The sequence below is a fragment of the Namhaeicola litoreus genome, from assembly GCF_042679565.1.
Lineage (GTDB): Bacteria > Bacteroidota > Bacteroidia > Flavobacteriales > Flavobacteriaceae > Namhaeicola > Namhaeicola litoreus.
Window position 1 is genome coordinate 185,555 of sequence record NZ_JBHTMY010000004.1, and the last position, 26,397, is coordinate 211,951.

Genomic DNA, 26,397 nt, shown 5'->3' on the forward strand with positions numbered 1-26,397 from the left:
AACGGTGTTGAGTTTTTTTATATTTATACCATGAAATTAGAACAATTATACCACCTATATTCAGAGCATTATAAGGTTGAAACAGATACGAGAAAAGATCTGAAAAATGCCATTTTTTTTGCGCTTAAAGGAGATCGTTTTAATGGGAATCTTTTTGCAGAAAAGGCCTTGGCTCAAGGAGCACTTTATGCCGTAGTTGATGAATTGGAATTTGCAAAGAATGACAAGTTTATTTTGGTTGACAACGTCTTGGAAACATTACAAGCGCTGGCTCGGTTTCATCGAAGGAAACTTGATTTACCCATAGTGGCCATGACGGGTAGCAATGGAAAAACTACTTCAAAGGAATTAATTACAGCCGTTTTATCTAAAAAATTTAATTGCGGTGCTACAAGGGGTAACTTGAACAATCATATTGGTGTGCCCTTGACTTTACTTTCTATGACGCCCAAAACGGAGATCGGGGTTGTTGAAATGGGGGCGAATCATCCCAAAGAAATTGACTTTTTATGTAGAATTGCCGAACCAGATTTTGGTTATATCACAAATTTTGGTAGAGTCCATTTAGAAGGGTTTATAAATCTGGCGGGTGTGATTCAATCGAAAACTGAAATGTATAGAGAACTAGCCGCGAGAAACAAAATGGTTTTTGTCAATGCAAATGATGAAGTACAATTGGAAAGATCAAAAGATCAGCTAAGGAAAACTTTTGGTCCGCAAGGATCTGATTACCCAATCTCATTTATTAAGGCAGATCCTTTTGTAGTGGTTGAATTCAATCATATGTCGGTGAGTAGTCAATTAATAGGGAAATACAACTTTGCCAATATTTGTGCAGCCATTGCGATTGGTTGTTATTTCAAAGTTGAACCGTTTAAGATTAAAGAAGCAATTGAGGCTTATATCCCTCAAAATAACCGTTCACAGATTATTCAAAAAGGTGAATTGAAAATTATTTTAGATGCCTACAATGCTAATCCTAATAGCATGGTTGCTGCGCTCGAGAATTTGTTTCAACTAGGCGATAATAAAAAAATGGTAATTCTAGGGGATATGTTCGAAATTGGAGAAAAAAGCCATGAAGAACATCAAGCAATCACAGATCTTTTGCAAAATTCCGATTTGGACAAAATTATTTTAGTAGGGAAAAATTTTGCTGCAACAAATTATGATGAAAATAAAATTGTTGTCTATCCTACTTTTGATGAACTAAAAGCAGGAATAAACAAAAATGAATTTCTTAGAGGAGTGGTGCTAGTGAAGGCTTCTCGGGGAATGGCTTTGGAAAGAGTACTGGAATTACTATAGGGTTTACCAATCTTCTTCTGATTCTTCCATTTTACCGGTTTGAATGTAATTTTCCAAGCTAGCCATGGCTCGACTAATTTCTGCATCAATCGGCTCTTCAAGAGCTAGAAGATATTTTTTTGGAAATCGATCCATATAAGTTTTTAAACTAATGGCATCAATTTCATCCAAATAAACTTTGCCAATTCTAAAATTGGTAAAAGAATACTTATATCGATTATCTTTTGCCATAATTTGCACATCATAAATTAATGTTACCGGTAATGGTTTTGAGATGAACTTCCATGAAAAGCTATAAGGAATAGTAGCACTTATAGAAAATGCAGTATCACTTTTGATTAAAGCATTTTTGTAGAATTTAGAAAGCCATGTTTCGGATTTTTGAAGTAGAATGTCTTTTGATTGGCCATCGGCCTGAACTACTTCTTCATATTTAAATTCACCTGTCTCACCGTCAATTTTTATCAATTGGGCTTGGATACTGGTTAAAACAAAGATAAATACGAGGGAAAATATTAATCTTTTCAATTTCATAGTATAAAAGTTAGGGGGCTCTTATTTATGTCGCCAAGGGTACGAAGTTAACATAAATTTTTATTCAAAAAAAAAAGGATTTAAAATTATGGTTACATTCTTTCTGGTACTTCAATTCCCAATAAGGCGAAAGACCGCTTAATAATCTGGCCAACTTGTTCTGTTAATTGTATTCTAAAGATCTTTTCTTTATCATTATCAGCACCTAAAATCGGGACGGTCTGATAAAAAGAATTATACAATTTGACTAACTCATATGTATAATTAGCCATCAGAGCAGGGCTTAATTGCTCAGCACTTTGTTGAAGAACATTCGGAAAATTCTCTAAAAATCGAATTAAATTGCGCTCTTTTTCATGCAGGTTGAGGTTGGTAATAGGCTCAGCGTAATCAAAATCTGCCTTTCGAAGAATAGATTGAATTCTCGCATAGGTATACTGTATAAATGGCCCGGTATTACCGTTAAAATCAATAGATTCTTTGGGGTCAAACAGAATTCTTTTTTTAGGATCAACTTTTAAAATATAGTATTTAAGTGCGCCTAAGCCAATAATTTTATAGAGTCGTTCTTTTTCCTCTTCACTATAACCTTCCAGTTTACCGAGTTCGATAGAAATATCTCTTGCGGTATTGGTCATTTCTAAGATTAATTCATCAGCATCTACCACTGTACCTTCTCTGGATTTCATTTTACCGGAAGGGAGATCGACCATTCCATAAGATAAATGATATAAATTTTCTGCCCAACTAAAACCCAATTTGTTCAGAATCAAGAATAGAACTTTGAAATGGTAATCTTGTTCATTTCCAACAGTATAAACAAGTGTGTCTATGTCTGTATAATCTTTTATTCTTTGAATAGCTGTGCCTATATCTTGCGTCATATAAACTGCCGTGCCATCTGCCCTTAACACAATTTTTTCATCGAGGCCTTCTTCTGTGAGGTCAATCCAAACAGAGCCATCCTCTTTTCTATAAAATACACCTTTTTCTAAGCCTTCTTGAACAACATCTTTGCCCAATAGGTATGTGTTGCTTTCGTAATAGTTCACATCAAAGTCAACGCCAAGTTCAAGGTAGGTTTTATTAAATCCTTCATAGACCCATCCGTTCATTTTTCTCCAAAGATCAATAACTTCCTGGTCTCCAGCTTCCCATTTGATAAGCATTTCCTGAGCTTCCAATAGGGCAGGAGCTGATTTCTTAGCTTCTTCCTCAGAAATCCCCTTTTCTGTCAATTCTTGAATTTGGGTTTTGTATAATTGGTCGAATTTCACATAAAAATCTCCAACAAATTTATCACCTTTAAGGTCTAAATCTCGAGGAGTTTTGCCTTCACCAAACTTTTGCCAGGCCAGCATACTTTTGCAGATATGGATCCCACGGTCATTGATAATCTGCGTTTTGTACACTTTTTTTCCATTGGCAGCGATAATTTCAGCGACAGAATAGCCCAACAAATTATTCCTGATATGGCCCAAATGCAAAGGCTTATTGGTGTTCGGCGAAGAGTATTCTACCATGACAGATTTCCCTTTTGGATCAGGTTTCGTAATCCCAAAATCAGATTGCGATGTAATGTCTTGAAAGGTTTGCAGGAAATATTGATCAGTTAAACTAATATTCAAAAACCCTTTTACGACATTGAAATCCTTAATTTCCTCGACATTTAATTTTAAATATTCAGCTAATTTGGTAGCTATATCAGCAGGATTACCTTTTACATATTTCAAAAAAGGAAATATTAATATGGTTAAATCTCCTTCAAAGTCTTTTACAGTTTCCTGAAAATCAACGTTAGGAATATCGACCTTGAAAATTTGGTTCATTCCCTTTTTTACTTCACTTTCTAAAATATTGTAAATCTGCATGAAAACATAAATTTGGCTGCAAAAATAGCTAATTTTACAGGAATTTTAGCATGGAAACAAGAAATGCTTTCAGATATAATCATATGAGAATAGGACCAGAAAACTTGCCCAATGCAGCTTTGGATAACTTAGAAGTGAACAAAAAATTTATAAAGTTGTTGAAGAAGCGAAAGCCTAAACGTTTGGATTTGTTGATGCAAGATTTACACGACGAAGAGTTTGATCAAATGGATTGCCTGACTTGTGCCAATTGTTGTAAAACTACCAGTCCGTTGTTTACCGATAAAGACATCGCATCGATCTCTAAAAAATTGAGAATGAAGGAGGTTGATTTTGTCAAAAATTATTTGAGGATGGATGAGGATGGATTTATGGTCTTACAATCTGCGCCTTGTACTTTTTTAGATGATGATAATAGTTGCTCTATTTATGAATTCAGACCTAAAGCATGCAGAGAGTATCCGCACACAAACAGAAAAAAATTTTTGGGTATTGCTGATCTGACCCTTAAAAACGCAGAAATTTGCCCGGCCGTTTTTCATATTCTCGAAGAACTCAAGAAAAAGTTACCACTTTAAATTTTTCAAAAAAAAAGTATTTTTTTGTATTTCCTAACATTCGTCATAAGTTAGAAGCCCTATTTTTTGCTAAATTTAGACTTCTTAACCTTTAAAACACTATTATGAAAATATATGACGAAAAACACATCAAAAATGTGGCTTTTGTTGGCTCTCATAACAGCGGCAAGACCACGCTTGCCGAAACTATGTTGTTTGAAGCCGGATTGATCAATCGCCGAGGGACTGTTGAAGACAAAAATACCATTTCAGATTTTCAAGATATCGAGCAAATTAGGCAGACTTCTGTATTTGCAACTCCGTTGCACACTGAGTGGAGAAATTATAAGATCAATATCATTGACACACCCGGTTTGGATGATTTTATTGGCGAAATTGCCAGTACCATGCGTGTTGTAGACACAATTGCCGTTGTAGTGAACGCCCAGCATGGGGTAGAAATTGGGACGGAAATCATATGGGAATATGTGGATAAATTTATCAAACCTACACTATTCGTCATTAATCAGATCGATCATCCCAATGCCAAGTACGATGAAGCCTACAATAGCATTGTCAATTTAGCAGGCAAGAATACTGTAAAAATTCAATATCCAACTATTATTGATGGAGCCCAAGCCATCATAGATGTTTTAAAAATGAAGGCCTATAAATTTGGTCCCGATGGAGGTAAGCCAGAAAAATTGGCTATTCCTGATGAGCACAAAAGTATGGCCGATGAGTTGCACAACGAATTGGTAGAAAGAGCAGCAGAAAACGATGAAGCTTTAATGGAACTCTATTTTGATAAAGGAACACTGTCTGAAGAAGAAATGCGTCAAGGAATTAAGAAAGGAATGATGAACCATGAATTATTTCCTGTTTTTTGCGTTTCTGCACTAAAAGATATGGGTACCGGAAGATTAATGGGATTTATTGATAATGTGGCCCCTGCGGCAGGAGAATTGAAACCTGAGCAAAGTGTAGAAGGGAACGATGTAGTTTGCAAACCAGAGGAGCCTGCAGCACTTTTCGTTTTTAAAACATTTTTTGAACCGAGTGTTGGTAAAATTAATTTCTTCAAAGTTAAATCTGGTGAAGTTAAAGTGGGTGATCGATTAGAAAATTCCAGAACCGGAGAACTGGAAAGCTTAAACCAGTTATTTATTATGGATGGAAAAAAACGCGAATCGGTCGAAAAACTTTCTGCAGGAGACATAGGCGCTACCATCAAATTAAAAGATACTGAAACGAACGACACATTGCATACTGCCGGTAAAAAAATCACAATTAAACCGATCAAATTTCCTGATGGAAGAATTAAAAAAGTAATTCAACCGTTAGAGAAAAAAGATGAAGAGAAACTAGGGGAGGCTTTAAAAAGAATGTTTAGCCAAGATCCTACTTGTGAAGCAAAATATTCGCCAGAATCGAAACAATTAATTCTATCTTGTCAGGGAGAACTTCATTTATCAATTATCGAATGGACATTGAAGAATGTTTATGGTATTGATGTTGAGCTCAGTAAACCCAAGGTGAATTATAGAGAAACAATTCAAAGACCTGCCAATGCTAATTACAAGCACAAAAAACAATCTGGTGGAGCGGGCCAGTTTGGTGAAGTACACTTAAAGATAGAACCATTTCAAGAAGGAATGCCTGAACCTGAGGGATTTAATATTAGAGGTAAAGAGGAGGTTGACTTAAAATGGGGAGGTAAACTTGTTTTTTACAATTGTATAACCGGAGGAGTAATTGACGCAAGATATTTGCCTTCTGTTCTCAAAGGTATTTTGGAAGTGATGGAAGAAGGACCCTTGACAGGTTCTTATGCAAGGGATATCCGAGTCATGGTCTATGATGGAAAAATGCACTCCGTAGATTCTAACGATATTTCTTTTAAAATTGCCGGGGCACATGCCTTTAAAGAAGCTTTTTTAAATGCAAAACCGAGATTGTTAGAGCCTATACACGATCTAGAGGTAAAAGTTCCAGAGGAATTAATGGGAAATGTTATGACTGATCTTCAAACGAGAAGAGCCATTATTGTGGGAATGGATAGTGATGGAAAATACCAGATCATCAAAGCAAAAATCCCATTGGCTGAAATGTATAAATACTCTACAAATTTAAGATCAATCACACAGGGTCGTGGAACATTCAAGACCAAATTTGCTTCTTTTGAAGTAGTTCCATCAAATATTCAAGAAGAATTGGTCTCACAATAAAAGGAAAATTAGGTTTTTGAACTTGCAGAATAACATAAAGGGGATTCTGCAAGTTTTCCTATGTTTACCAAATAGATTCTCACCATGAAAATATTCTTATCAGAAAGTTTAGTGCAATACAGTTCTTATACCTTTAATTATGCCCTCTATTGTTTGAAGGAAAAAGATAAAGAAATACCGGATATTTACAACTTGGGCTTTTTACCCTATTCTAATGATTTGAAATTAGAAAAAGAACTCTTTTATATGGCTAGAAGCCTAAGAGTTAATATGTCAGATTTTAAAGAGACTTCTGAGAACAGAAGGGTTTTAAAAAAAATAGAAGAACTTAATCCAAGCTTTCAAGTTATACCCATAAATGAGTTTGACACTGAGCAAGCATCTTTCAAAACTTTTTGCTTCGAGTTTGCTAAAGAAAGATTCACAGAACCTATTTCAATAGAGCGGATTGAGTATATACTGAAATGGAAAAGTTTGAGTCATGTTTTCGAGTTTTCTTTAAACAACAAAAAAGTAGGTTTTGTTCTTTGTATCCTATATGGTGGGACATTACATTATTGGTTTTCTTTTTTTGATCTCAATTACCCCGCTTATTCATTGGGAAAATATATGATGTTTAGCGTCATCAAATGGGCTTTCGAACAGAAAATGGAAGCTGTTTATTTAGGTACATGTTATGGAGAAAAGGCGCTTTATAAAGCCAGAGATTTTAAAGGACTCGAATTCTTTGATGGAAATGTGTGGAATAATGATATGAAGTTATTAAAAGAAAAATGTAAAAATGATGCTTCAGTTGAATTGGATCATTTTAAGCGAGATAAAAACTACTTTCTCGATGTTTAATTTTGTAAATAGAAACATTTGTTAAAAGCTAATTATATCCCTTTTAAAACTGGAAAAATGCTTAAATTTGCACAAATTTATTTCGCATGAAACTACTCATTATTTCTATTATTTTATTAGGATTGGCTTTTGCAGGAATCGCCATTAAAATTTGGGCAAAGAAAGATGGTGAATTCGATGGAACATGTGCAGGAAGTAATGCTAAAATGAAAGCCAAAGGAATAACTTGTGGTTGTGGAAATGAAGAGGGGTGCAGTAATAAAAAATTAGCCCAAGAAAACATTGCTGCCCAATAAAAGGTGGCGATTTAAAAAATGACTGTATTTATAGTCTTTCTTCTCGTTTTTTTTGTCCAATTATTTTTCTTCTCGTTTTTTTTTAAGAAACTTCAGTCTAAATCTTCGCATAAATTAGAATGTCCTCCTGGTGTATCCATTGTTGTTTGTGCAAAGAATGAAGCAAACAACTTACCTCATTTATTGCCAATCTTAGCCAGTCAGAACTATCCAAAATATGAGATTGTGTTGGTGAATGACCGTTCGAAAGATGGAACACTTTCCATTTTGGAATCTTTTAAAAAAGCACATAACAAATTAGATCGCCCTATAAAAATTGTAGATCTCAGCAATTCAGAGATAACAGGTAAGAAAAATGCTATTCAAAAAGGAATCGAAGTAACTGAATTTAAGAACCTATTATTTACAGATGCTGATTGTTTGCCTCATTCTATAAATTGGTTAGAAAGAATGACCGTCGATTTAAACTTGGATAGAGAAATTGTATTGGGTTATGGCCCATATCGCAAAATACAAAAATCGTTCTTGAATAAATTAATACGATTTGAAACGCTTATGACCGCAATTCAGTATTTCTCCTATGCTGAAAGAGGGATTCCCTATATGGGTGTAGGTAGGAATTTGGCCTATCATAAAGATGTTTTTTTGAGTCAGAATGGATTCGAATCGCATAAAAGTATCCTTTCGGGTGATGATGATCTTTTTGTAAGTGCAGTGGCTAATAATAAGAATACGGCCATTTGTTTGTCGAAAGAATCATTCGTCACTTCAGAGCCACCCGAAACAATGAAAACCTGGATAAGGCAGAAGAGGCGACATATAACAACTTCTGTACATTACCAGTTTAAACATCAGTTTTTACTCACCTTATTTTATGTAAGCCAGTTACTGTTTTGGATTTTATCTTTTTATCTGTTATTTCATCACATTCAAGTATATATCGTTCTAGCATTGGTTTTAGTTAGATATTTTTTTTGGCATGCCAAGATTAAACACAACGCAAAAGTACTGGATGAGGATGATTTAATCTACAGATCAGTTTGGCTAGAATTTTGTTTAATTTGTTTTCAATTGTATATATTTATTGCAAATCTATTTTCTCCTTCGAAAAAATGGTAATTTAAATTGATGAAAGAAAAAGAGCAACTAACTGAGGTAATTCAACGCGCCAAACAAGGAGATCAAAATGCGTACACTACTTTATTAAATACTTATTGGAAAGACGTTTATCGTTTTCAATTTAGCAAGAGTAATAATGAAGACGAAGCCGAAGATATTACCATAAAATCTTTTGCGAAGGCATTTGATAAAATACAAACTTTTGACGAAACTTATTCTTTCAAGAATTGGTTGATCACTATCTCTGCGAATATTTTTGTGGATCACATCAGATCCCAAAAAGGGGAAACTGTTTCAATGAACAAAGAAAAACATAGATTGCTGGGTATAATAGACGAAGAGCCTTCTCCAGCTGATTTATTGATTCAGGAACAGAATTTACTTCAATTAAAGCACTATATTCAGCAACTAAAGCCACATTATCAACAGGTTATACACTTGAGGTATTTTCAGGATTTGAGTTATAAAGAAATTTCTGTGGTTTTAAATGAACCTTTGAGTAATGTAAAAGTCCGTCTATTGAGGGCAAAAAAGATTTTATCTGAGATTATTTTGTCTAAAGATTTGCCATAAAATGCGGGTAAAACTACTTTCTTTTTTTAGGTCATTAGGTCCGGGTTTACTTTTTGCAGGGGCGGCAATTGGTGTTTCTCATTTGGTACAATCTACCAGAGCAGGTGCAGATTTTGGTTTTGGTTTGATCTGGGCTTTACTTATCGTCAACTTATTCAAATATCCCTTCATGCAATTTGGACTCCGCTATGCGATGGCCACCGGCGATAGTTTAATTGACGGTTATAATAAGTTGGGTAAAGGTTTTCTTTGGGCCTATTTTGCAATTACCTTCCTCACTATGTTCACTATTCAGGCCGCAGTCACAATTGTTACTGCCGGCTTAGCTGCCAATTTATTTGGTGTTGATATATCCATAACACAATGGAGTATGATCATAACACTTTTTAGCTTAGGCCTACTGTTGTTCGGGAAATACAATTTGTTGGATAAAGTAATGAAATTGGTTGTGCTTGTGCTCACTATTTGTACAATTGTTGCGCTCGGTATAGCCTATTTCAATTATGATGGAACAGTAAACCTTAAACAGGTTTTCCCTGAAGGAGCGATAGAAATTTCATTTCTGATTACTTTTTTGGGTTGGATGCCAGCGCCACTTGACGTTTCTGTTTGGCAATCTCTGTGGACAGTTGAGAAAAGAAAAAGCAATAAAGATTTTATCGGTAAAAGAGCTTTTTTTGATTTCAATATTGGCTATGTGTCTACGGTATTTTTAGGAATTTGTTTTTTGTCTTTAGGAGCATTGGTAATGTATGGATCTGAAGAAGTATTTTCATCCTCTGCCGGAAAGTTTTCTCAACAATTAATTAATTTGTACACCAAAAGTCTAGGAAAAGAAAGCGCAATTTTCATTTCGTTAGCGGCATTTACTACCATGTTTAGTACGACTTTAACAACTTTAGATGCTTCTCCGAGATCGATGGCTAGAACAACTGAATTACTTTTTAATTCCAGTAAAAGTAGGAGTTACTTATTTTGGATTTTGTTTTTGGTAATTGGAACAATGGTGATATTGAACTTTTTTTTATCCAACATGGCTACCCTTATTCAAATTGCGACTATACTTTCTTTTCTAACGGCACCTTTTTATGCTATCTGTAATTATGTGTTGATCAAAAGTAAGCACACGCCTACCTCTTATCGCCCTGGTCGAATAATGCACGTTTGGAGTGTTTTGGGAATTCTTTTTCTTATTGGATTTGGTGTATGGTACGTTCTTAGCTTATTCTAGAGTTCCTCTATGTTTCAAAAGAAATTGTTTCAATTTATTCGTATTTTTGCAAACAAATTTTCAATATGGCAGAAGAATCAGTTATACTACCGCATAAAAAACCCGATTGGTTAAGGGTAAAGCTTCCTGTTGGTAAAAAATATACACAATTGCGTGGTTTGGTAGATAAGTACAAGTTAAATACTATTTGTACCAGTGGAAGCTGTCCGAATATGGGTGAATGCTGGGGAGAGGGTACCGCCACTTTTATGATTTTGGGAAATATTTGTACTCGTTCATGTGGATTTTGTGGGGTTAAAACCGGCAAACCGGAAAATGTGGAATGGGATGAACCAGAAAAAGTTGCCAGATCAATCGAAATTATGCATATCAAGCATGCTGTTATCACCTCTGTTGATAGAGATGATTTGCGAGATGGAGGTTCTATTATATGGGCAGAAACGATTAAAGCAATTAGAAGGACAAGTCCGCAAACCACCTTAGAAACATTAATTCCCGATTTTAGAGGAATTGAAGTAAATATTGATAGGGTAGTGGCTGTAGCCCCTGAAATTATTTCGCATAATATGGAAACTGTTAAAAGGTTAACAAGAGAAGTGCGAATTCAGGCGCAATATGAAAGGAGTTTATCTGTGTTAAAATATATTAAGGATAGTGGACAAAGAAGAACAAAATCCGGTATTATGCTTGGGTTAGGTGAAAAAGAAGAGGAGGTGATCGAATCTTTACATGATCTGAGAGATGCCAAGGTCGATGTTGTTACTTTGGGGCAATACCTACAACCTACCAAAAAGCATTTACCTGTAAAAGAATTTATCCGGCCAGAGCAGTTCGAAAAATATAAAGAGATAGGTTTGTCACTGGGCTTTAGGCATGTAGAGAGTGGGGCATTGGTTAGGTCTAGTTATAAAGCTCATAAACATATTGAGTAAAATAGCATATTGTTATTTAACAAAAACTTAACAATGCAATGAAACTTTGGCATGTTTCTTGTAAATAATTTATCGAATAGCAGAATTCCCCACTAATTTTGTTTTCATTATAATTAATTTTGAGTTAGTAAGTTTAGAAAGCATCCGCTGCGGCGGATGTTTTTTATTTAAAGCCTTATACTAAAAGGTTTTGATGAAATTTTCTACCAAAAAGCAAACCGGTTTTTCAGCTTTCAGTGCAGCTTTTTGCACCTCCTCATGTGAGACAGATTCAATTTTTCCTTCAATTCCTAAATCAGTGATGACAGATATACCAAGGCATTTCATACCCATATGTTTAGCAACGATCACCTCGGGCACCGTGCTCATGCCAACCGCATCTGCGCCGAGTATACGAACCATTTTATATTCTGCTGGTGTTTCAAAAGTAGGTCCTTGCAACGCCAAATAAACACCTGTTTTTAGCTCAATGCTATTTATAGATGCAATTTTTTTTATATGCTCGATCATTTTTTTGTCGTAAGGCTCGTGCATATCTACAAATCTAGATCCAAATCTATTATCATTTTTACCTCTTAATGGATGTTCGGGCATTAAGTTTATATGATCGCTTATAATCATAATATCACCAACAGAAAAATCTGAGTTTACGCCACCTGAGGCATTTGAGAGTATTAATTTATCTAAACCTAATGATTTTAAAACTCGGACGGGGTAAGTGACCTGTTCCATTGTCCAGCCCTCATAAAAATGAAATCTTCCTTGAAGAGCCAGTACTTTTTTATCTCCTATTTCTCCATAAATCATATTTCCAGAGTGGCCTTCGACCGTTGAAGTTGGGAAATGTGGAATATTAGCGTAGGGAATGACTTTTTGATTATCTAGGATATTTGCTAAAGAACCTAAACCGGTTCCCATGATAATTCCGTAATCTATATGGCCAATTTCGTTATTATGAAGGAATTTAACTGTTTCTTGAATTTTGTCGTACATAATTTAGTATCAGGCTATCAAAATCTTTCCCATTGCCTATGAATTTTGTTTGAATGGGTAAGAAAAACATATGTTGAGAAGCATAATCGTACATCCTCATAAAATCCTTTTCTGTTGTAAGAATTAATTTTTTTTGTGATGGGATGTTGTCAAACTTCTGATTTATCTTTTGTATGTCATTTTCACTAAAGTTGTGATGATCTCCAAATTTGATATGCTCAAAGTCAACTTTATGCTGGGTTAAAAAATTAGTTAAAGGTGTTGTTTTAGCAATACCTGTTACCAATAAAACTTTAAAATCTTTAAGGTTTTTAATTTGAATCGTATCTGTTTTAGAATAAATCTCATCCGGATAAAAGATACTCGTAAAAAAAACTGTTTGATCGAGTTCGGGTTTTAATCTTTTAGCAATTTCGAATTGCTCTATTTCAGTTAATCCTTCAGGGCATTTCGTCACAATTATAATCTGAGCTCTTTTGGCGCCAGTTTTACCTTCTCTAAGTTCACCCGCAGGTAATACCTGATCATCGATATAAAGCTTATCGTATGATGTAAGGAGAATGGTTCTTCCGGGATTTACTTTTCTATGTTGCAAAGCATCATCTAATAAAATAACTTCTGGATGAGGATTTTGCTCCAACAAATGGTTAATTCCATTTACACGATCGGCATCCACAGCTACCATTAATGGGTCAAATTTTTTATGATATTGAAGCGGTTCATCCCCAATATCCTCAAATGTGGAATTTGTGGTTGCGAGTTGGAACCCTTTTGATTTCCTTTTGTAGCCACGGCTCAAGACAGCTGTTCTAAACTCATCTTTTAATAATCGTATCAAGTATTCGATCATTGGGGTTTTTCCAGTACCTCCCATATTTAGATTTCCAACTGCAATGATGGGTAAATCAAACGTAGTGGCATTAAGTACGTTTTTGTCGTATGCCATATTTCTCGCCTTTGTAATTTGATCGTAAACCAGAGAAAGAGGATAAAGTATTTTTCTGATTTTTTTCATCACAACTAAAGTACGAAAATCATTAATAAGAATTAAAAATCACTTCTCAGTAAGTAACGTGGTCCACAATTTCGAGTCCGTAACCAATCATTCCAACTCTTTTCTTCGCTGAGGGGTTGTTCGATATCAATTTAATTTTATGAATATTTAAATTGTGTAAAATCTGAGCACCTATACCGAAATCTTTCTCATCCATTTTTTTTACGCGTAAATCACCTTCATTTGTTTCCTGGTGTTTTTTTAGCTCTTTTAATCGTTGAATTAAGTCGTAGGTATTGTATTCCTGATTAATAAAAACAAGTACTCCTTTCTGCTCGGCATTAATTACATCAAACATTTTTCCTAATTTATCATCGGGATTATTGACCAAAGTACCGATGATATCATTATTCACCAGGGTTGAATTTACGCGAACCAAAATAGGTTCATCTTTTTTCCAGGTTCCCTTGGTGAGCGCAATATGCACTTGGTCATTGGTTGTTTGTTTATAGGCATGCAGAGTATAGGTACCAAAACGAGTTTCGATATCAAAACTATCTATTTTACGAATTAAAGAGTCGTGTAACATTCTGTAAGCCACAAGATCTTCAATAGAAACTATTTTAAGATCGAATTTCTTTGCCACTTTTACAAGTTCGGGTAGGCGAGCCATGGTACCATCTTCATTCAAAATTTCAATCAATATTCCGGCAGGTTTTAATCCGGCTAATCGGGCTAAATCAATCGCCGCTTCGGTATGCCCTGTTCTTCTCAAGACCCCACCTTCTTTGGCTCTTAATGGGAAAATATGTCCCGGTCTACCTAAATCCTCAGCTTTTGTTTCTGATGCAGTAAGTGACTTTACAGTTTTGGCTCTGTCCTGTGCAGAGATACCTGTTGTACAGCCATTTCCGATTAAATCTACAGACACGGTAAACTGGGTATTATGAAGTACCGTATTTTTACCGACCATCAATTCTAAGCCCAGCTCTTCACATCTTTTTTCGGTGATCGGTGCACAGATCAATCCACGGCCATGAGTAGCCATAAAATTGATCATTTCAGGAGTTACCATTTCAGCTGCTGCAATAAAATCGCCTTCATTTTCTCGATCTTCGTCATCAACTACTATGACTATCTTACCTTGTTTAATATCGGTAATAGCATCTTCTATTGAGTCTAAAACAGATTTTTTATTTTTGTTCATCATCAATTCTTTGTTTAACATCATCCTATGATTTTTCTGTTTTTTTAAAGCGTCTAACGATTTGATTTATTGGTGATAAAAATCTCTCCATACTAAATAATCCTTTGTCATTTGTGGCTCGTTTTAAAAGGAACAACCCAAAGGGAAGTAGAACAAAAGTTGCCATCCATCCTCCAATAAAGGGTGAAATTTTATTTGATTCAGCCATGTTTTTACCTAAAGTTGATAGGAAAAAATAGATCACAAAGATAATAATAGCGATGATCATGGGTAGTCCAAATCCACCTTTTCTGATAATAGAACCTAATGGGGCTCCAATAAAAAATAGCACCAAGCAAGCAACAGAGAAAGCCAGTCTTTTATGGTATTCTGTTTCATAAGCATTAATAATTCTCTGTTTTCCTTTAGCGAGATCTCGATAAGAGTTGAGGTTGTCGAGATTACTTTGTGCAAGAACGATAGCATTGTCATATACGATTAACTTATTCTCGCCCTCAAAGTTAGTGATGATTTCAGGGTTTAGATTTCCTGGAGGTATCGAATCTGCCAACAAGGTATTTGCCCGAAGTGTTAAATAAAAGCGCCTACTTTTATTGTTTAAATACTCTTGATAATGAGGTGTAAGTGAGTCAATGTAAAAATCTAATTGTTTCAGACTCAGCATTTCTTTTCCAGTTTTATACCTCACACTGTCGGGATCAAAGTTTCCTATTCTAGAAATATCAATATTAACCGTATACTCCTCAAACTTGGCTTTATTAAAAGCCATTCTTTTCTTTTCTGCATTGCTTGGTCGTCTTTTTTGAATATCCTCGTAATAGTTTCCATCTTCTAAAACTAGGGTGAGGTAGCGGCTACCTTCTTCACTTAAAATTGTTCCTTTTTGAGCAGTAATAACTTTGTTATTTACTTCGTTATCAGGTATTTGATAAATTAATACATTTTTTAACAGGTTCTCATCCTCACCATATTTTTCTTCAAACTTTATACTGTATCCTGGAATTTCTGTATTAAAAGTACCTGCAACCAAAGCCAATGAAGGCTCCTTCATCTTCATGTTATAAATAAGATTTTGAGATTTTAAGGAGGCATAGGGAAAGACATAATTCAAAAAAAGATAATTAAATCCACTTAATAAAAGCATCATGACCAACAATGGAATAACAAATCTTCTCAATGAAATCCCAGCTGATTTTACCGCAGCCAATTCATAATTTTCGGCCATACCACCGAGCGTCATAATTGATGATAACAAAATGGCAATTGGCAGTGCCGTTGGAACCATCATCAAGGATAAATAGCCCAAGAACTTAAAAATAATAGCGAGACTAATTCCTTTCCCTGCTATTTTATCAAATTGAAGCCAAAGGGCTTGCATGATTAAAACAAACAAAATGATAAGAAAAGTGGCTAAAAAAGGTGCCAAAAAACTTTTGATGATATATCTACTGAGTATTTTCACAAAGTCTCAAAAAGGGTTAATCGTTAATCAAATAACCCATGGAGGTATATTTCTTTTCGTCGAAGTTGAATGTATTTGCCGGTAGCGATTGATTGGATAAAAATTTCTTCACAGAGAGTATGGTTTGTGTTCCATTTTTACCGGTTTCGGTTATGTTTTCTATTTGATTTTTTTTAGCATCAATGCCAATTACAATTTTTTCGGTATCAGACTCGCTATCAATAGGATCTAGTTGAACAAACTCAATTTTCTTGTTTCCTTCACTTTTGGCGCCCAACATTTTATACGTGTAACCATTTTGGTAAAAAGAATAAAACTTTGAAGGCGTAAGCGTATTTTCATTATTTTCTTCAGTGTTTGATATATTCACTTCTTCATTATCAGGTACAATGGTATAGGTTTTTGTACCATCAAAAATCTGTGTTGTTCCGAAAAGGTCTACACGATATTTTTCTCCTTCTAATGCTGCCTTACCTGAATTGGTTTGTTTTACATTTTCTGCTTTATTTTCTAAAGTGTAGTCAAATTCAATAACCACATTTTTGAAACTCTTGATGTTGTTATGAACTTTGTCGAGTAATGCTTTTCCTGGATTGTTTTGAGCGAAAAGCTGACTGCAAGAGACTAAAAATGCAATTAATACAACATGTTTTTTCATAATATTTTTTCTTTATTGTTGTTCGCTCGCCAGAAGTGTTTCTAAGGAGAGCATATCATTTACCAAAACCTGTCTGGCTTTACTTCCCTCAAAAGGGCCTACAATATTTGCCGCTTCTAGTTGGTCAATTAATCTGCCGGCTCGGTTATACCCTAATTTTAATTTTCTTTGTAAGAGTGACGCTGAACCTTGCTGTGCAATTACAATCACTTTGGCAGCTTCTTCAAACAAAGGATCCCTTTCTGAAATGTCGATATCAAGATTGGTGCCAAGCTCATCATCTCCGCTATATTCAGGCAAAAGATGCGCATCAGGATAGGCTTTCTGTGAACCGATAAATTCTGTGATTTTTTCAACCTCAGGTGTATCGATAAATGCACATTGTAAACGAGTCAATTCACTTCCGGTCGAAATAAGCATATCGCCTTTTCCTATTAATTGGTCTGCGCCCTGAGAATCTAAAATCGTTCTTGAATCTATTTTCGAAGTTACCCTAAACGCAATTCGAGTTGGAAAGTTAGCTTTAATAATACCGGTGATCACATTAACAGAGGGTCTTTGTGTAGCTACAATCAAGTGTATCCCAATGGCTCTCGCTAACTGAGCAAGACGTGCAATAGGGGCTTCTATCTCTTTTCCTGCCGTCATGATCAAATCGGCGAATTCATCAATTACTAAAACAATATAAGGCAGGTATTGATGTCCGTTTTCGGGATTTAATTTTCGTTGTTTAAATTTCTCGTTGTACTCTTTTATATTTCGAACAAAAGCCATTTTTAATAAGTCATAGCGATGATCCATTTCAATACACAGAGAATTCAAAGTATTAATTACTTTTTTGGTATCTGTAATTATTGCTTCTTCTGTATCTGGTAGTTTCGCCAAATAATGTCTTTCAATCTTGTTGAAAAGGGTGAGTTCTACTTTTTTAGGATCTACCAATACAAACTTAACTTCTGCAGGATGCTTTTTATAGATCAATGAGGCTAAAACGGCATTTAGTCCTACAGATTTTCCTTGACCTGTGGCTCCAGCCATTAATAAGTGCGGCATTTTTGCCAAATCTACAACGTAAGTTTCGTTTGATATGGTTTTTCCTAAAGCGATGGGTAATTCCATCTTTGAAGATTGGAATTTTTGCGAAGCCAATACAGATTTCATCGATACCACCGAAGGATTTTTATTAGGTACTTCTATACCAATTGTCCCTTTTCCAGGGATTGGGGCTATGATTCGAATTCCCAAGGCAGCTAAGGAAAGAGCGATATCATCTTCCAAATTTTTTATTTTCGAAATTCTCACACCCGCTTTTGGCACTATTTCATACAAAGTAACTGTAGGGCCAATGGTTGCTTTAATACTTTCTATTCCAATATTGTAATTGCTCAGCGTTTCAACGATGGTATTTTTATTTTCTTCTAGCTCTTCCTTGTTGATTTGTATATTTTCATTGTTATAACCATTGAGTAACTCGATGGAAGGAAATTGAAATTTAGGTAGATCTAATTTTGGATCAAATTCTCCAAATTCTTCAACCAGTTTATTCGACAAATTATCAACAACCTGTTCTTCTGATATGGGTTTTTCTACTTCCATTGTCAAATTAGGTTGCGGTTCCTCTTCTGTTGTGGTTTTAAGCCTATTGTCCTTTTCTTCGGCGAGGGTATTAAGTACCAACTCTTGCGTGGATAGCTCTTCTGCTTTTTCTTTCTTTTTTAAGTTGAAATCGACAGATTTATCTTCATTTTCATGGATGGTGCCAATGATAAATCCCTCGTCAGTAATATCCTCAGTAGTTAAATTTTCATTCACTCTTTTCTCAGGAATCCAAGATTTGATCTTTGATGGTGTAATTTTGAAATAGGTAATAAAGAACAATAGCAGAGTAAAAATCAATAAAAGTAAATCTCCTGTTTTCCCGAGATAAATTTGGATGTAGTCGTTTACTTCATAGCCTATTTTTCCTCCTGATAAATCGCTAGAAGGAAACAAATAGGCAAGTGCACAAGAAAGCCAAATGACCCCTAAAACACCGTGAAACCAATACTTCCTTAATTTATGTACTGGAATATTTAAAATAATGTATAGGCCCGTAAAAAAAAGCAAAACAGGGAAAATGAAAATAGCGAGACCAAAACCATCATAAATAAAAAAATGACTGATAGAAGCTCCTGATTTTCCTAGCATATTTTCTACGGTGGTACTTTTATCCGTGAAGTTACCCAGTTGACTTTGATCCTGTTTCCAATGGTTAATAAAAGAATAGAAAGATAGAATTAAGAAAATAGCAAAAGAAAACACCAATACCCCAAAAGCTAGGTGCACTTCTTGTCTTTTAAAAAACGATAGAAAGTTCTTCTTATTTTTCTCCTGCCCAGCAGCTTTTACACTACTCTTTTTCCTTTTTGCCATAAGCCACAAAAGTACATAAATAATTTTGGTTCAAATTAAACAAAAATATAGGATGAAAAGAAATATTTAGAAGAAAGAGAGAATTTTTGGCATGTATATAATGGCGCCGATAATAATCGCTACAACAGCAGCGAAAACGGCGGCACCAGCGCTAATATCTTTTATAATTCCAATTTTAAGATGATAATCCGGGTGAATAAAATCTGCTAATTTTTCGATGGCAGTATTTAAAGATTCAGCTGTAATTACTAGGCCCATGGCTAAGAATTGTGCCATCCATTCAAAAGGAGAAAGATGAAAGAAAAATCCGATGACAGTCATGATGAGTGCAATGCTGACTTGAATTTGGATACTGCCTTCTGTTTTGAGAAGGTGAACCGCTCCATTTACTGCGTACTTTACACTTTTGATTCGATTGATCAAAAAACTCTCATCGGATGATTTTTTCATGGATGAAAAACTATTTTAAAGCTGCCAATGCTGCTTCGTAGTTTGGCTCTTGTGTAATTTCAGGAACTTGTTCTGTATAAGAAACTTTTCCTTTTTCATCAACTACAACAACCGCTCGGGAATGCAAGCCTTTTAGAGGTCCAGTTTTTATGGTAACTCCATACTTTTTACCAAATTTACCTGATTTAAAATCAGAAAGCGTTATCGCTTTTTCTATGCCTTCAGCTCCGCAAAACCTCGCTTGTGCGAAAGGTAGATCTCTAGAAACATTAATGATGACAGCATTTTCTATAGCTGCTGCTGCTTCATTAAATTTTCTCAAAGAAGTTGCACACACCCCGGTATCTAAACTTGGAGTAATATTTAATAAAATCTTAGAACCTTTAAAATCCTTTAAACTTGCTTTTGTAAGATCATTTTTGATCAACTTAAAATCAGGGGCTTTTTTGCCTACTTTGGGCAATTTGCCAATTGTCTTTGTCTCGTTCCCTTTAAGGGTTATTTTTGTCATGGTCAGAATTTTTTATGTTAATTGTCAAAGTTACAAAAAGAAAAACTCTCTTTTGCAAGAGAGTTTTGATAAGTTTGGAGAATCGGTTATTGATCTATCGATCCAACGACGCGCTTCATAAAACCATTGAGAGCTTCCTTTTTGCTCACACCATTTTTCATTTCTTTATGAACCTCTAATGCGCCATACATGTTTGATATCAGTTCGCCTAAGACATCTAACTCCTCATCTTTTAGTGAGGGTACTTCAGTAAGATCTTCTAGAACCTCAATGGTTTCAACCAAATAATCTTCATCGTTGTTTTCGATAAAATTTGACAGGTGTTTTATAATTGGTAATTTCATAGTTGATCTAATTCTTTAAAACATCATTCACTAAATCTTGAAGCACTTCAAATTTATTTGTTTGAACTTGATTTACCTTGTTTCCTTGATGAAAGGAAGCAAAAGTTGGTAAATTATCTACTGTAGCAAGTTTTCTCGATTCAGGAAATTTTTCTGCATCAACCAAATAAAATGGTATTTCTTCATTTTCTGAGGCTAATTTTTTAAACTTGGGTTTCATGATACGACAATTTCCACACCATGATGCAGAATACTGTACTATCACTTTTGGGTTGTTAGCTACAATTTCTGCTAAATTATCTTGTTCTAATTCTTTTATCATAATACGTGTAATTTAAAAATGTGGCTATTTCTAGCCACATTTTTTGTTATTTAGTTTTGGTGTAAACTCAAATAATTTGCAACACCGTCTCTTGTGGCTGACATGGCCTCTTTACCTTCTTCCCAATTGGCAGGGCAAACTTCTCCTTTTTCTTGAACATGCGTATAGGCATCAATTAAGCGGAGGTATTCGTTTACATTTCGTCCTAATGGCATATCATTGATACTTTCGTGGAAAATTTTACCTTCTTCATCGATTAAATATGTGGCGCGGTAAGTTACATAAGAACCAGTGATGATTAAGTTATCTGTATCATCATCATACCTTTCTTCACCGATATCTAAAATGTCTAATTGTGCCGCAAGGTTCCTGTTGGTGTCAGCCAACAAAGGATAAGTTACTCCTTCTATACCACCATTTTCTTTTGATGTGTTTAACCAAGCAAAATGAACCTCAGCAGTATCACAAGAAGCACCGATTAAAATGGTATTTCTTTTTTCAAATTCTTTCAATGCATCCTGAAAAGCAAGAATTTCTGTGGGGCACACGAAGGTAAAATCTTTTGGATACCAAAAAAGTAATACTTTTTTGCCTTTTTCTACTGCTTCTTCAAAAACGTTGATTTTGAATGTTTCTCCCATGTCGTTCATTGCATCGACAGCTAGGTTTGGAAATTTTGTTCCTACTAATGACATATAATAATTGTTTTAATGATTTATTTTTTAAAGGGCAAAAATAGATTTTAGAAATCCAGGGTTAGTGCATTTTAAATTTTTTCTTCTTATAGAACTATAAATATTCTTTATCAAATATTTTTCTAAAATAACTGTGTTCAATTTTCATAAATCCTTATTCCGGCGCTAGAAATCTAAATGTTCAAAAAGCAGTGTCTTATAGTTTTTTCTATTTCAGCAATATATCCCGGATGTATTTATGGAAATTAATTAGATCCACCTGTATTTTTTTTAAAATCAGGAGCATTTCACAAATTCGAGTAATCAAGTCTGCTTCTTAACAGTTTATATAATATTTAAATTTAAAAGGGGGAAGTAAAATTGTTTTATCATCATGTATTACCTATTAACATTTTGTAGTTCTGATGCGTAATAATCTGGATAATAACCTGATATTAAAATGGAAATAACTCGAGAATATTTGATTTTTGAGATCAAAAATTGTAAATTAATGCCTCAAATCATTTCTTGAAGCAAGATTTATGGACAGTCCTTTTGTCAATAGAGCGAAGCAAATAATTTTAGAACATATCGATAACGAATCCTTTGGGGTAAGTGAATTATCGCAGGAGTTGGGTTATAGTAAGTCGCAAGTATTGAGAAAGTTAAAAGCTGAAGTAGATTTAACCATATCAGAATTAATTAAAAATGTTCGCTTGCAGGAAGCTGCACGAATGCTTCGTGAAGAAGACCTTACGGCATCAGAAGTTTCTTACCGTGTAGGCTTTGGAAGTCCATCATATTTTAATAAGTGTTTTCACGAACATTTTAAAATAACTCCCGGGGATTACAAAGCCAGCCAAAAAAACGAATTAATCATTAACGGAAATGATTTAAATTCTTATCGTGGAGAATCCCACCATAAAAATTATGTGACAAAAACACTTTTAGGAACCCTAACTGTACTTTTGGTTATATTAGTTTTTCATTTTTTAAAAGATGCTTATCACAAGAGAGAATCAGGGAAGGAATATGCAATAGCAGTGCTTCCATTCTTAAATCTTTCAGAGGAGAATTCTCAATATCTTACTGACGGTATTACAGATGCGATAATTCTTGAGTTATCAAAAAATTCGTCTTTAAGGGTGATTTCCAGAGGATCATCTATGGCATTAAAAGGTACCAAAAAGTCTTATGCAGATATTGCGAAGGAACTAGATGTAAATCTATTATTGGAAGGTTCCATCTTATTTGTTCAGGATAGTCTGAGTGTAGTAGCCCAGTTGATTGAACCTTTGCCTAAGGAGAAACATCTTTGGGCAAATAAGTATCAATTAAAGATTGAAAATGTATTTCATTTTATCAATGAGGTCTCTTCCTCGGTTGCTAGAGAGATTCATCTGGCAATATTACCATTTGATCAAAAGAGTGATACTTATTTTTTGAATCCCGAGGCATATGATTTTTATTTAAGAGGGAAACATCTGTACGTCCAACAGACACCAGAAACGGTTAAAAATGCTATCGAATGTTTAAACAAATCAGTGCAGATCGATTCTAATTTTTCTCCTGCTTACGCAACTCTCGCCGAATCATATATATTGATGAATAAATTCAATAGTGATGAAAATGAAAAAGAAAGGAATATCAAATTAGGGCAGACGGCCATTGATAAATCACTTGAAAAGGGGCCTTATTTAGCGGAAGCCTTTATAACAAAAGGCCATATTTATGAAAAATTTAATTGGGACTGGGAAGGGATGCGCCATATGACAATGAAGGGTCTAGCACTCGACCCAAATCATTCATATGGTCATACCCAAATGTCAAAATATTATTTGTTCATGAATGATTTAAATAAAGCAATTGAAGAGGCAGTTCTGGCAGAAAAATTAGATCCACTTAATCCGCGGGTAAGCTGCATAGTTGCAGAGCAATATTTTTATAATAGACAATTCGACAAATCGCTAAAAAAATTTCAAGAAATTACTGAGTTACATCCTAATTACGCTTTTGGATGGGATGGTTTAGGTTATGTGCAATGGGTTACAGGAGATAAAGATGGAGCTCGACAATCGTTTGTAAATTTTCAAAAGTTGATGAAGAACCGAGATATGGAAGAAAAAATGCGATTAAACACACTTGATGAAGCTGCTGCATATTTTATAGAAAAAGCCAAAGGGAAGGCGCCCCTATATTGCTCAAATCCAAGTCAAATAGCTATGGTATATCAATTTATGGACGAGAAAGACAATGCTCTTGATTATCTTGAGGCTGCTTATGCAATGAGAGATGGCGATCTACCAAAGATGTTACTCAAGCCTCATTTCGAATCGCTTTATGACGATTCGAGATTTATAGATTTATTAGAAAAGACAGGCGTACATATTTCAAGACCCATAAGAGAATAATTTCACTAATCTTGATAAGTAATAAAATCAGTAGATACTTTAAGAATATAATTCATGCTTTATAATTGTCAATCTTGCTTTATGATTATTATATTTTGCAATAAAATTGCTATGCACCTCACTTAGTTTATGATGAATTTTAGAATTTAAAATTAAAATTCTTTATCATGAAAAAATTACTTCTTTTTACAGGAATGATATCCATTTTTTTACTAGTAAATGTATCGTGCAATAGAGATGAAATGGATGAATCTTTTGAGTTGAGTAAGTCTTTCGAGGCAAACAAACAAAATAACTCAAAATATACCGGTTTTAATGAATTCGGTTACAATTGGCAGGCCCATCACTTTAATGGAGTCGTAATGAATGCAATTTTTGGAGATTATATTGATGAAAATGGTAATCCTGCCATGGGTCTTGATCCATATAATGGTGACGATGAAGCTTATTTGGCAAAATATCCTTGGCTAGCTCTCGAGGAATATCAAATGCTTTGGAGTTTTAGAAATATTCATCTTGTTATGCACTGGAGCAAAACTCTGATATCAGATTTTGGGGTTTATCCGGATAATTGGTTCAACAGCGGTAGTTGGATAACTTTTCACTATAGTGGCATAAATAATCACAAGAATTGGTCACAATTTCAAAAACTAGTTGCTGCCAGATCTTCGGATGAGCTTATAAATGGTATTTGGTACGACAGAAATGGTAATGAGCTGGGATATGCGTCTGATTGGCCTGATTTGATCATAGTCCAAATAAATACGACAGGAGAACCTCCATTCCCATTTACGAGTGATTCGTATAAGAATTCAACTTCTCCGGGTCTGGGTAATCACAAGATGAAAAATTAAATGTATTTCGTATTCAACCGTTTAAATAAGTATCAAATTTGTTTAAATTATAATATTTGGATTTACAATTTAGGATATTGGTACAATAACTTTCCGTTTAGATAAACAAATCACAAGCAAACACAAATGTATTTGTATTGAATTTTTCTTCCTTCAAAAAAAAGAACCGGACAACATATGGTGTCCGGTTCTTTTATGAGCAAAATATTTTATATTTTACAAATGAATCACTTCGTCATAAGCTGCCGCTACTGCTTCCATTACAGCTTCACTCATTGTTGGGTGAGGGTGAATGGCTTTTAATACTTCATGTCCAGTTGTTTCTAATTTTCTGGCTACTACCGCCTCAGCGATCATATCAGTTACACCAGCACCAATCATATGGCAACCTAGCCATTCTCCATATTTAGCATCAAAAATCACTTTAACAAAACCGTCCTTTGTTCCCGCAGCTGACGCTTTACCCGATGCCGAAAACGGAAATTTACCAACTTTGATATCGTAACCTTTTTCTTTCGCCTGAGCTTCTGTTAATCCTACGCTAGCAATTTCCGGGGTAGCATATGTACATCCGGGGATATTTCCATAATCTACTGGTTCGGGATTCAGACCCGCAATTTTTTCTACGCAGGTAATTCCTTCTGCAGATGCAACGTGCGCTAGAGCCGGACCCGGAACTACATCACCAATGGCATAATATCCAGGTAAATTGGTTTGGTAATAATCATTGACAAGTATTTTGTCTTTATCTACAACTATCCCGATATCCTCTAATCCGATACCTTCAATATTTGATTTAATTCCTACAGCAGAAAGCAATATGTCAGCCTCGATGACTTCTTCACCATTTTTGGTTTTTACCGTGGCTTTTACTCCTTTACCTGAGGTGTCAACTTTAGTCACGCTCGAATTGGTCATAACTTTAATCCCTGATTTTTTGAAGGATTTTTCAAATTGTTTTGAGACCTCCTCATCTTCTAAGGGTACTAAATTGGGTAAGAATTCAACAATAACGACCTCTGTACCCATTGAATTGTAGAAATAAGCGAATTCAACTCCAATGGCGCCTGAACCCACAATGATCATTTTTTTAGGTTGTTTTGGAAGGGTCATCGCTTGGCGATAGCCTATTACCTTTTCTCCATCTATTGGTAAAAAAGGTAATTCTCTAGATCTTGCTCCTGTAGCAATAACAATATGATCTGCACTGTACTCTGTTTCTTTGTTTTGATCGTCTGTAACGACAACTTTTTTGCCGCCTTTTAACTTTCCGAAACCGTAGATGACATCAATTTTATTTTTTTTCATTAAAAATTGCACTCCTTTGCTCATTCCATCCGCCACATTTCTACTGCGCTTTACGACGGCATCAAAGTCCTTATCAATTTCTTTAGCTTTTAGACCATATTCATCAACATGTTTAAGGTATTCATAGACTTGTGCACTTTTTAGCAGTGCTTTCGTTGGTATACATCCCCAATTTAAACAAATACCTCCTAAGTTTTCTCTTTCAATAACAGCTACTTTAAAGCCTAACTGAGAAGCTCTGATGGCCGTAACATATCCACCTGGTCCACTACCTAAAACAATGATGTCATATTTCATGCTTGTGT

Annotated in this window: 25 protein-coding genes; 11 read left to right on the forward strand and 14 right to left on the reverse strand. The window is 34.8% G+C overall.

Annotation, left to right across the window (positions count from 1 at the left end):
- Positions 1 to 30: 30 nt before the first annotated feature.
- Positions 31 to 1,308 (forward strand): UDP-N-acetylmuramoyl-tripeptide--D-alanyl-D-alanine ligase, encoded by a 1,278-nt coding sequence (locus ACFQ39_RS14765; RefSeq protein ID WP_377180366.1) that lies wholly within the window; start codon positions 31 to 33, stop codon positions 1,306 to 1,308.
- A 3-nt stretch (positions 1,309 to 1,311) separates the two neighbouring features.
- Here ACFQ39_RS14765 and ACFQ39_RS14770 read toward each other — a convergent pair whose 3' ends face one another.
- Both ACFQ39_RS14770 and argS read right to left on the reverse strand, forming a co-directional pair.
- Entirely contained in the window at positions 1,312 to 1,842 is a 531-nt protein-coding gene (locus ACFQ39_RS14770; protein ID WP_377180368.1) for a DUF4468 domain-containing protein, read from the reverse strand.
- 92 nt (positions 1,843 to 1,934) lie between these two features.
- Positions 1,935 to 3,713, reverse strand: coding sequence for an arginine--tRNA ligase (gene argS / locus ACFQ39_RS14775; RefSeq protein ID WP_377180370.1), 1,779 nt, complete (start codon positions 3,711 to 3,713; stop codon positions 1,935 to 1,937).
- A 50-nt stretch (positions 3,714 to 3,763) separates the two neighbouring features.
- Here argS and ACFQ39_RS14780 point away from each other — a divergent pair, with 50 nt between their 5' ends.
- From ACFQ39_RS14780 to lipA, 8 genes are all read left to right on the forward strand, one after another.
- Complete coding sequence (locus ACFQ39_RS14780; protein ID WP_377180372.1) at positions 3,764 to 4,291, forward strand: YkgJ family cysteine cluster protein; 528 nt, start codon at positions 3,764 to 3,766, stop codon at positions 4,289 to 4,291.
- A 104-nt stretch (positions 4,292 to 4,395) separates the two neighbouring features.
- Positions 4,396 to 6,498: an elongation factor G gene (locus ACFQ39_RS14785; protein WP_377180375.1), complete on the forward strand. Its 2,103-nt coding sequence runs from the start codon at positions 4,396 to 4,398 to the stop codon at positions 6,496 to 6,498.
- Positions 6,499 to 6,582: 84 nt separating this feature from the next.
- Positions 6,583 to 7,341, forward strand: a complete 759-nt coding sequence (locus ACFQ39_RS14790) for a GNAT family N-acetyltransferase (RefSeq protein WP_377180377.1) — start codon at positions 6,583 to 6,585, stop codon at positions 7,339 to 7,341.
- 86 nt (positions 7,342 to 7,427) lie between these two features.
- The gene (locus tag ACFQ39_RS14795; protein ID WP_377180379.1) at positions 7,428 to 7,637 is read left to right on the forward strand and encodes a membrane or secreted protein; all 210 of its coding nucleotides are present in this window, start codon (positions 7,428 to 7,430) and stop codon (positions 7,635 to 7,637) included.
- 18 nt (positions 7,638 to 7,655) lie between these two features.
- On the forward strand, positions 7,656 to 8,756 hold the full coding sequence (locus ACFQ39_RS14800) for a glycosyltransferase (RefSeq protein ID WP_377180381.1): 1,101 nt from the start codon (positions 7,656 to 7,658) through the stop codon (positions 8,754 to 8,756).
- A 9-nt stretch (positions 8,757 to 8,765) separates the two neighbouring features.
- Positions 8,766 to 9,329: an RNA polymerase sigma factor gene (locus tag ACFQ39_RS14805; RefSeq protein ID WP_377180383.1), complete on the forward strand. Its 564-nt coding sequence runs from the start codon at positions 8,766 to 8,768 to the stop codon at positions 9,327 to 9,329.
- Position 9,330: 1 nt separating this feature from the next.
- The gene (locus tag ACFQ39_RS14810) at positions 9,331 to 10,560 is read left to right on the forward strand and encodes an Nramp family divalent metal transporter (RefSeq protein ID WP_377180385.1); all 1,230 of its coding nucleotides are present in this window, start codon (positions 9,331 to 9,333) and stop codon (positions 10,558 to 10,560) included.
- 65 nt (positions 10,561 to 10,625) lie between these two features.
- The gene (gene lipA / locus ACFQ39_RS14815; RefSeq protein WP_377180387.1) at positions 10,626 to 11,492 is read left to right on the forward strand and encodes a lipoyl synthase; all 867 of its coding nucleotides are present in this window, start codon (positions 10,626 to 10,628) and stop codon (positions 11,490 to 11,492) included.
- Between the two features lie 180 nt (positions 11,493 to 11,672).
- Here the strand turns inward: lipA and ACFQ39_RS14820 are convergent, their stop codons facing one another.
- The 11 genes from ACFQ39_RS14820 to ACFQ39_RS14870 form a co-directional block, all read right to left on the reverse strand.
- On the reverse strand, positions 11,673 to 12,485 hold the full coding sequence (locus ACFQ39_RS14820) for a purine-nucleoside phosphorylase (protein WP_377180389.1): 813 nt from the start codon (positions 12,483 to 12,485) through the stop codon (positions 11,673 to 11,675).
- On the reverse strand, positions 12,457 to 13,500 hold the full coding sequence (gene lpxK, locus ACFQ39_RS14825) for a tetraacyldisaccharide 4'-kinase (protein ID WP_377180391.1): 1,044 nt from the start codon (positions 13,498 to 13,500) through the stop codon (positions 12,457 to 12,459). The genes ACFQ39_RS14820 and lpxK overlap by 29 nt, the downstream gene beginning before the upstream one ends.
- Positions 13,501 to 13,546: 46 nt before the next feature.
- Positions 13,547 to 14,689, reverse strand: coding sequence for a 3,4-dihydroxy-2-butanone-4-phosphate synthase (gene ribB, locus ACFQ39_RS14830; RefSeq protein WP_377180393.1), 1,143 nt, complete (start codon positions 14,687 to 14,689; stop codon positions 13,547 to 13,549).
- Between the two features lie 22 nt (positions 14,690 to 14,711).
- Positions 14,712 to 16,148, reverse strand: coding sequence for an LptF/LptG family permease (locus tag ACFQ39_RS14835; protein WP_377180395.1), 1,437 nt, complete (start codon positions 16,146 to 16,148; stop codon positions 14,712 to 14,714).
- Between the two features lie 16 nt (positions 16,149 to 16,164).
- Complete coding sequence (locus ACFQ39_RS14840) at positions 16,165 to 16,806, reverse strand: LolA family protein (protein WP_377180397.1); 642 nt, start codon at positions 16,804 to 16,806, stop codon at positions 16,165 to 16,167.
- A 12-nt stretch (positions 16,807 to 16,818) separates the two neighbouring features.
- Complete coding sequence (locus ACFQ39_RS14845; protein WP_377180399.1) at positions 16,819 to 19,218, reverse strand: FtsK/SpoIIIE family DNA translocase; 2,400 nt, start codon at positions 19,216 to 19,218, stop codon at positions 16,819 to 16,821.
- 66 nt (positions 19,219 to 19,284) lie between these two features.
- Complete coding sequence (locus tag ACFQ39_RS14850) at positions 19,285 to 19,668, reverse strand: diacylglycerol kinase family protein (RefSeq protein WP_377180401.1); 384 nt, start codon at positions 19,666 to 19,668, stop codon at positions 19,285 to 19,287.
- A 10-nt stretch (positions 19,669 to 19,678) separates the two neighbouring features.
- Positions 19,679 to 20,179: a thiol peroxidase gene (gene tpx / locus ACFQ39_RS14855; RefSeq protein WP_377180403.1), complete on the reverse strand. Its 501-nt coding sequence runs from the start codon at positions 20,177 to 20,179 to the stop codon at positions 19,679 to 19,681.
- An 86-nt stretch (positions 20,180 to 20,265) separates the two neighbouring features.
- Complete coding sequence (locus ACFQ39_RS14860; RefSeq protein WP_377180405.1) at positions 20,266 to 20,523, reverse strand: DUF6952 family protein; 258 nt, start codon at positions 20,521 to 20,523, stop codon at positions 20,266 to 20,268.
- Positions 20,524 to 20,530: 7 nt separating this feature from the next.
- Complete coding sequence (locus ACFQ39_RS14865; protein WP_377180407.1) at positions 20,531 to 20,845, reverse strand: thioredoxin family protein; 315 nt, start codon at positions 20,843 to 20,845, stop codon at positions 20,531 to 20,533.
- 50 nt (positions 20,846 to 20,895) lie between these two features.
- Positions 20,896 to 21,540, reverse strand: a complete 645-nt coding sequence (locus ACFQ39_RS14870) for a peroxiredoxin (protein WP_377180409.1) — start codon at positions 21,538 to 21,540, stop codon at positions 20,896 to 20,898.
- 521 nt (positions 21,541 to 22,061) lie between these two features.
- Between ACFQ39_RS14870 and ACFQ39_RS14875 the strand changes: the two genes are divergently transcribed.
- Positions 22,062 to 23,930 (forward strand): helix-turn-helix domain-containing protein, encoded by a 1,869-nt coding sequence (locus tag ACFQ39_RS14875; RefSeq protein ID WP_377180411.1) that lies wholly within the window; start codon positions 22,062 to 22,064, stop codon positions 23,928 to 23,930.
- A 167-nt stretch (positions 23,931 to 24,097) separates the two neighbouring features.
- Entirely contained in the window at positions 24,098 to 24,784 is a 687-nt protein-coding gene (locus tag ACFQ39_RS14880) for a hypothetical protein (protein ID WP_377180413.1), read from the forward strand.
- Positions 24,785 to 25,000: 216 nt separating this feature from the next.
- Here the strand turns inward: ACFQ39_RS14880 and lpdA are convergent, their stop codons facing one another.
- On the reverse strand, positions 25,001 to 26,389 hold the full coding sequence (gene lpdA, locus ACFQ39_RS14885; protein ID WP_377180415.1) for a dihydrolipoyl dehydrogenase: 1,389 nt from the start codon (positions 26,387 to 26,389) through the stop codon (positions 25,001 to 25,003).
- Positions 26,390 to 26,397: the final 8 nt, after the last annotated feature.

Excerpts from the sequence above, each read along its gene's own strand:
- ACFQ39_RS14765 (WP_377180366.1), top strand. The coding sequence starts at position 31 with ATGAAATTAGAACAATTATACCACCTATATTCAGAGCATTATAAGGTT.
- ACFQ39_RS14770 (WP_377180368.1), bottom strand. The coding sequence starts at position 1,842 with ATGAAATTGAAAAGATTAATATTTTCCCTCGTATTTATCTTTGTTTTA.
- argS (WP_377180370.1), bottom strand. The coding sequence starts at position 3,713 with ATGCAGATTTACAATATTTTAGAAAGTGAAGTAAAAAAGGGAATGAAC.
- ACFQ39_RS14780 (WP_377180372.1), top strand. The coding sequence starts at position 3,764 with ATGGAAACAAGAAATGCTTTCAGATATAATCATATGAGAATAGGACCA.
- ACFQ39_RS14785 (WP_377180375.1), top strand. The coding sequence starts at position 4,396 with ATGAAAATATATGACGAAAAACACATCAAAAATGTGGCTTTTGTTGGC.
- ACFQ39_RS14790 (WP_377180377.1), top strand. The coding sequence starts at position 6,583 with ATGAAAATATTCTTATCAGAAAGTTTAGTGCAATACAGTTCTTATACC.
- ACFQ39_RS14795 (WP_377180379.1), top strand. The coding sequence starts at position 7,428 with ATGAAACTACTCATTATTTCTATTATTTTATTAGGATTGGCTTTTGCA.
- ACFQ39_RS14800 (WP_377180381.1), top strand. The coding sequence starts at position 7,656 with ATGACTGTATTTATAGTCTTTCTTCTCGTTTTTTTTGTCCAATTATTT.
- ACFQ39_RS14805 (WP_377180383.1), top strand. The coding sequence starts at position 8,766 with ATGAAAGAAAAAGAGCAACTAACTGAGGTAATTCAACGCGCCAAACAA.
- ACFQ39_RS14810 (WP_377180385.1), top strand. The coding sequence starts at position 9,331 with ATGCGGGTAAAACTACTTTCTTTTTTTAGGTCATTAGGTCCGGGTTTA.
- lipA (WP_377180387.1), top strand. The coding sequence starts at position 10,626 with ATGGCAGAAGAATCAGTTATACTACCGCATAAAAAACCCGATTGGTTA.
- ACFQ39_RS14820 (WP_377180389.1), bottom strand. The coding sequence starts at position 12,485 with ATGTACGACAAAATTCAAGAAACAGTTAAATTCCTTCATAATAACGAA.
- lpxK (WP_377180391.1), bottom strand. The coding sequence starts at position 13,500 with ATGAAAAAAATCAGAAAAATACTTTATCCTCTTTCTCTGGTTTACGAT.
- ribB (WP_377180393.1), bottom strand. The coding sequence starts at position 14,689 with ATGATGAACAAAAATAAAAAATCTGTTTTAGACTCAATAGAAGATGCT.
- ACFQ39_RS14840 (WP_377180397.1), bottom strand. The coding sequence starts at position 16,806 with ATGAAAAAACATGTTGTATTAATTGCATTTTTAGTCTCTTGCAGTCAG.
- ACFQ39_RS14845 (WP_377180399.1), bottom strand. The coding sequence starts at position 19,218 with ATGGCAAAAAGGAAAAAGAGTAGTGTAAAAGCTGCTGGGCAGGAGAAA.
- ACFQ39_RS14850 (WP_377180401.1), bottom strand. The coding sequence starts at position 19,668 with ATGAAAAAATCATCCGATGAGAGTTTTTTGATCAATCGAATCAAAAGT.
- tpx (WP_377180403.1), bottom strand. The coding sequence starts at position 20,179 with ATGACAAAAATAACCCTTAAAGGGAACGAGACAAAGACAATTGGCAAA.
- ACFQ39_RS14860 (WP_377180405.1), bottom strand. The coding sequence starts at position 20,523 with ATGAAATTACCAATTATAAAACACCTGTCAAATTTTATCGAAAACAAC.
- ACFQ39_RS14865 (WP_377180407.1), bottom strand. The coding sequence starts at position 20,845 with ATGATAAAAGAATTAGAACAAGATAATTTAGCAGAAATTGTAGCTAAC.
- ACFQ39_RS14870 (WP_377180409.1), bottom strand. The coding sequence starts at position 21,540 with ATGTCATTAGTAGGAACAAAATTTCCAAACCTAGCTGTCGATGCAATG.
- ACFQ39_RS14875 (WP_377180411.1), top strand. The coding sequence starts at position 22,062 with ATGGACAGTCCTTTTGTCAATAGAGCGAAGCAAATAATTTTAGAACAT.
- ACFQ39_RS14880 (WP_377180413.1), top strand. The coding sequence starts at position 24,098 with ATGAAAAAATTACTTCTTTTTACAGGAATGATATCCATTTTTTTACTA.
- lpdA (WP_377180415.1), bottom strand. The coding sequence starts at position 26,389 with ATGAAATATGACATCATTGTTTTAGGTAGTGGACCAGGTGGATATGTT.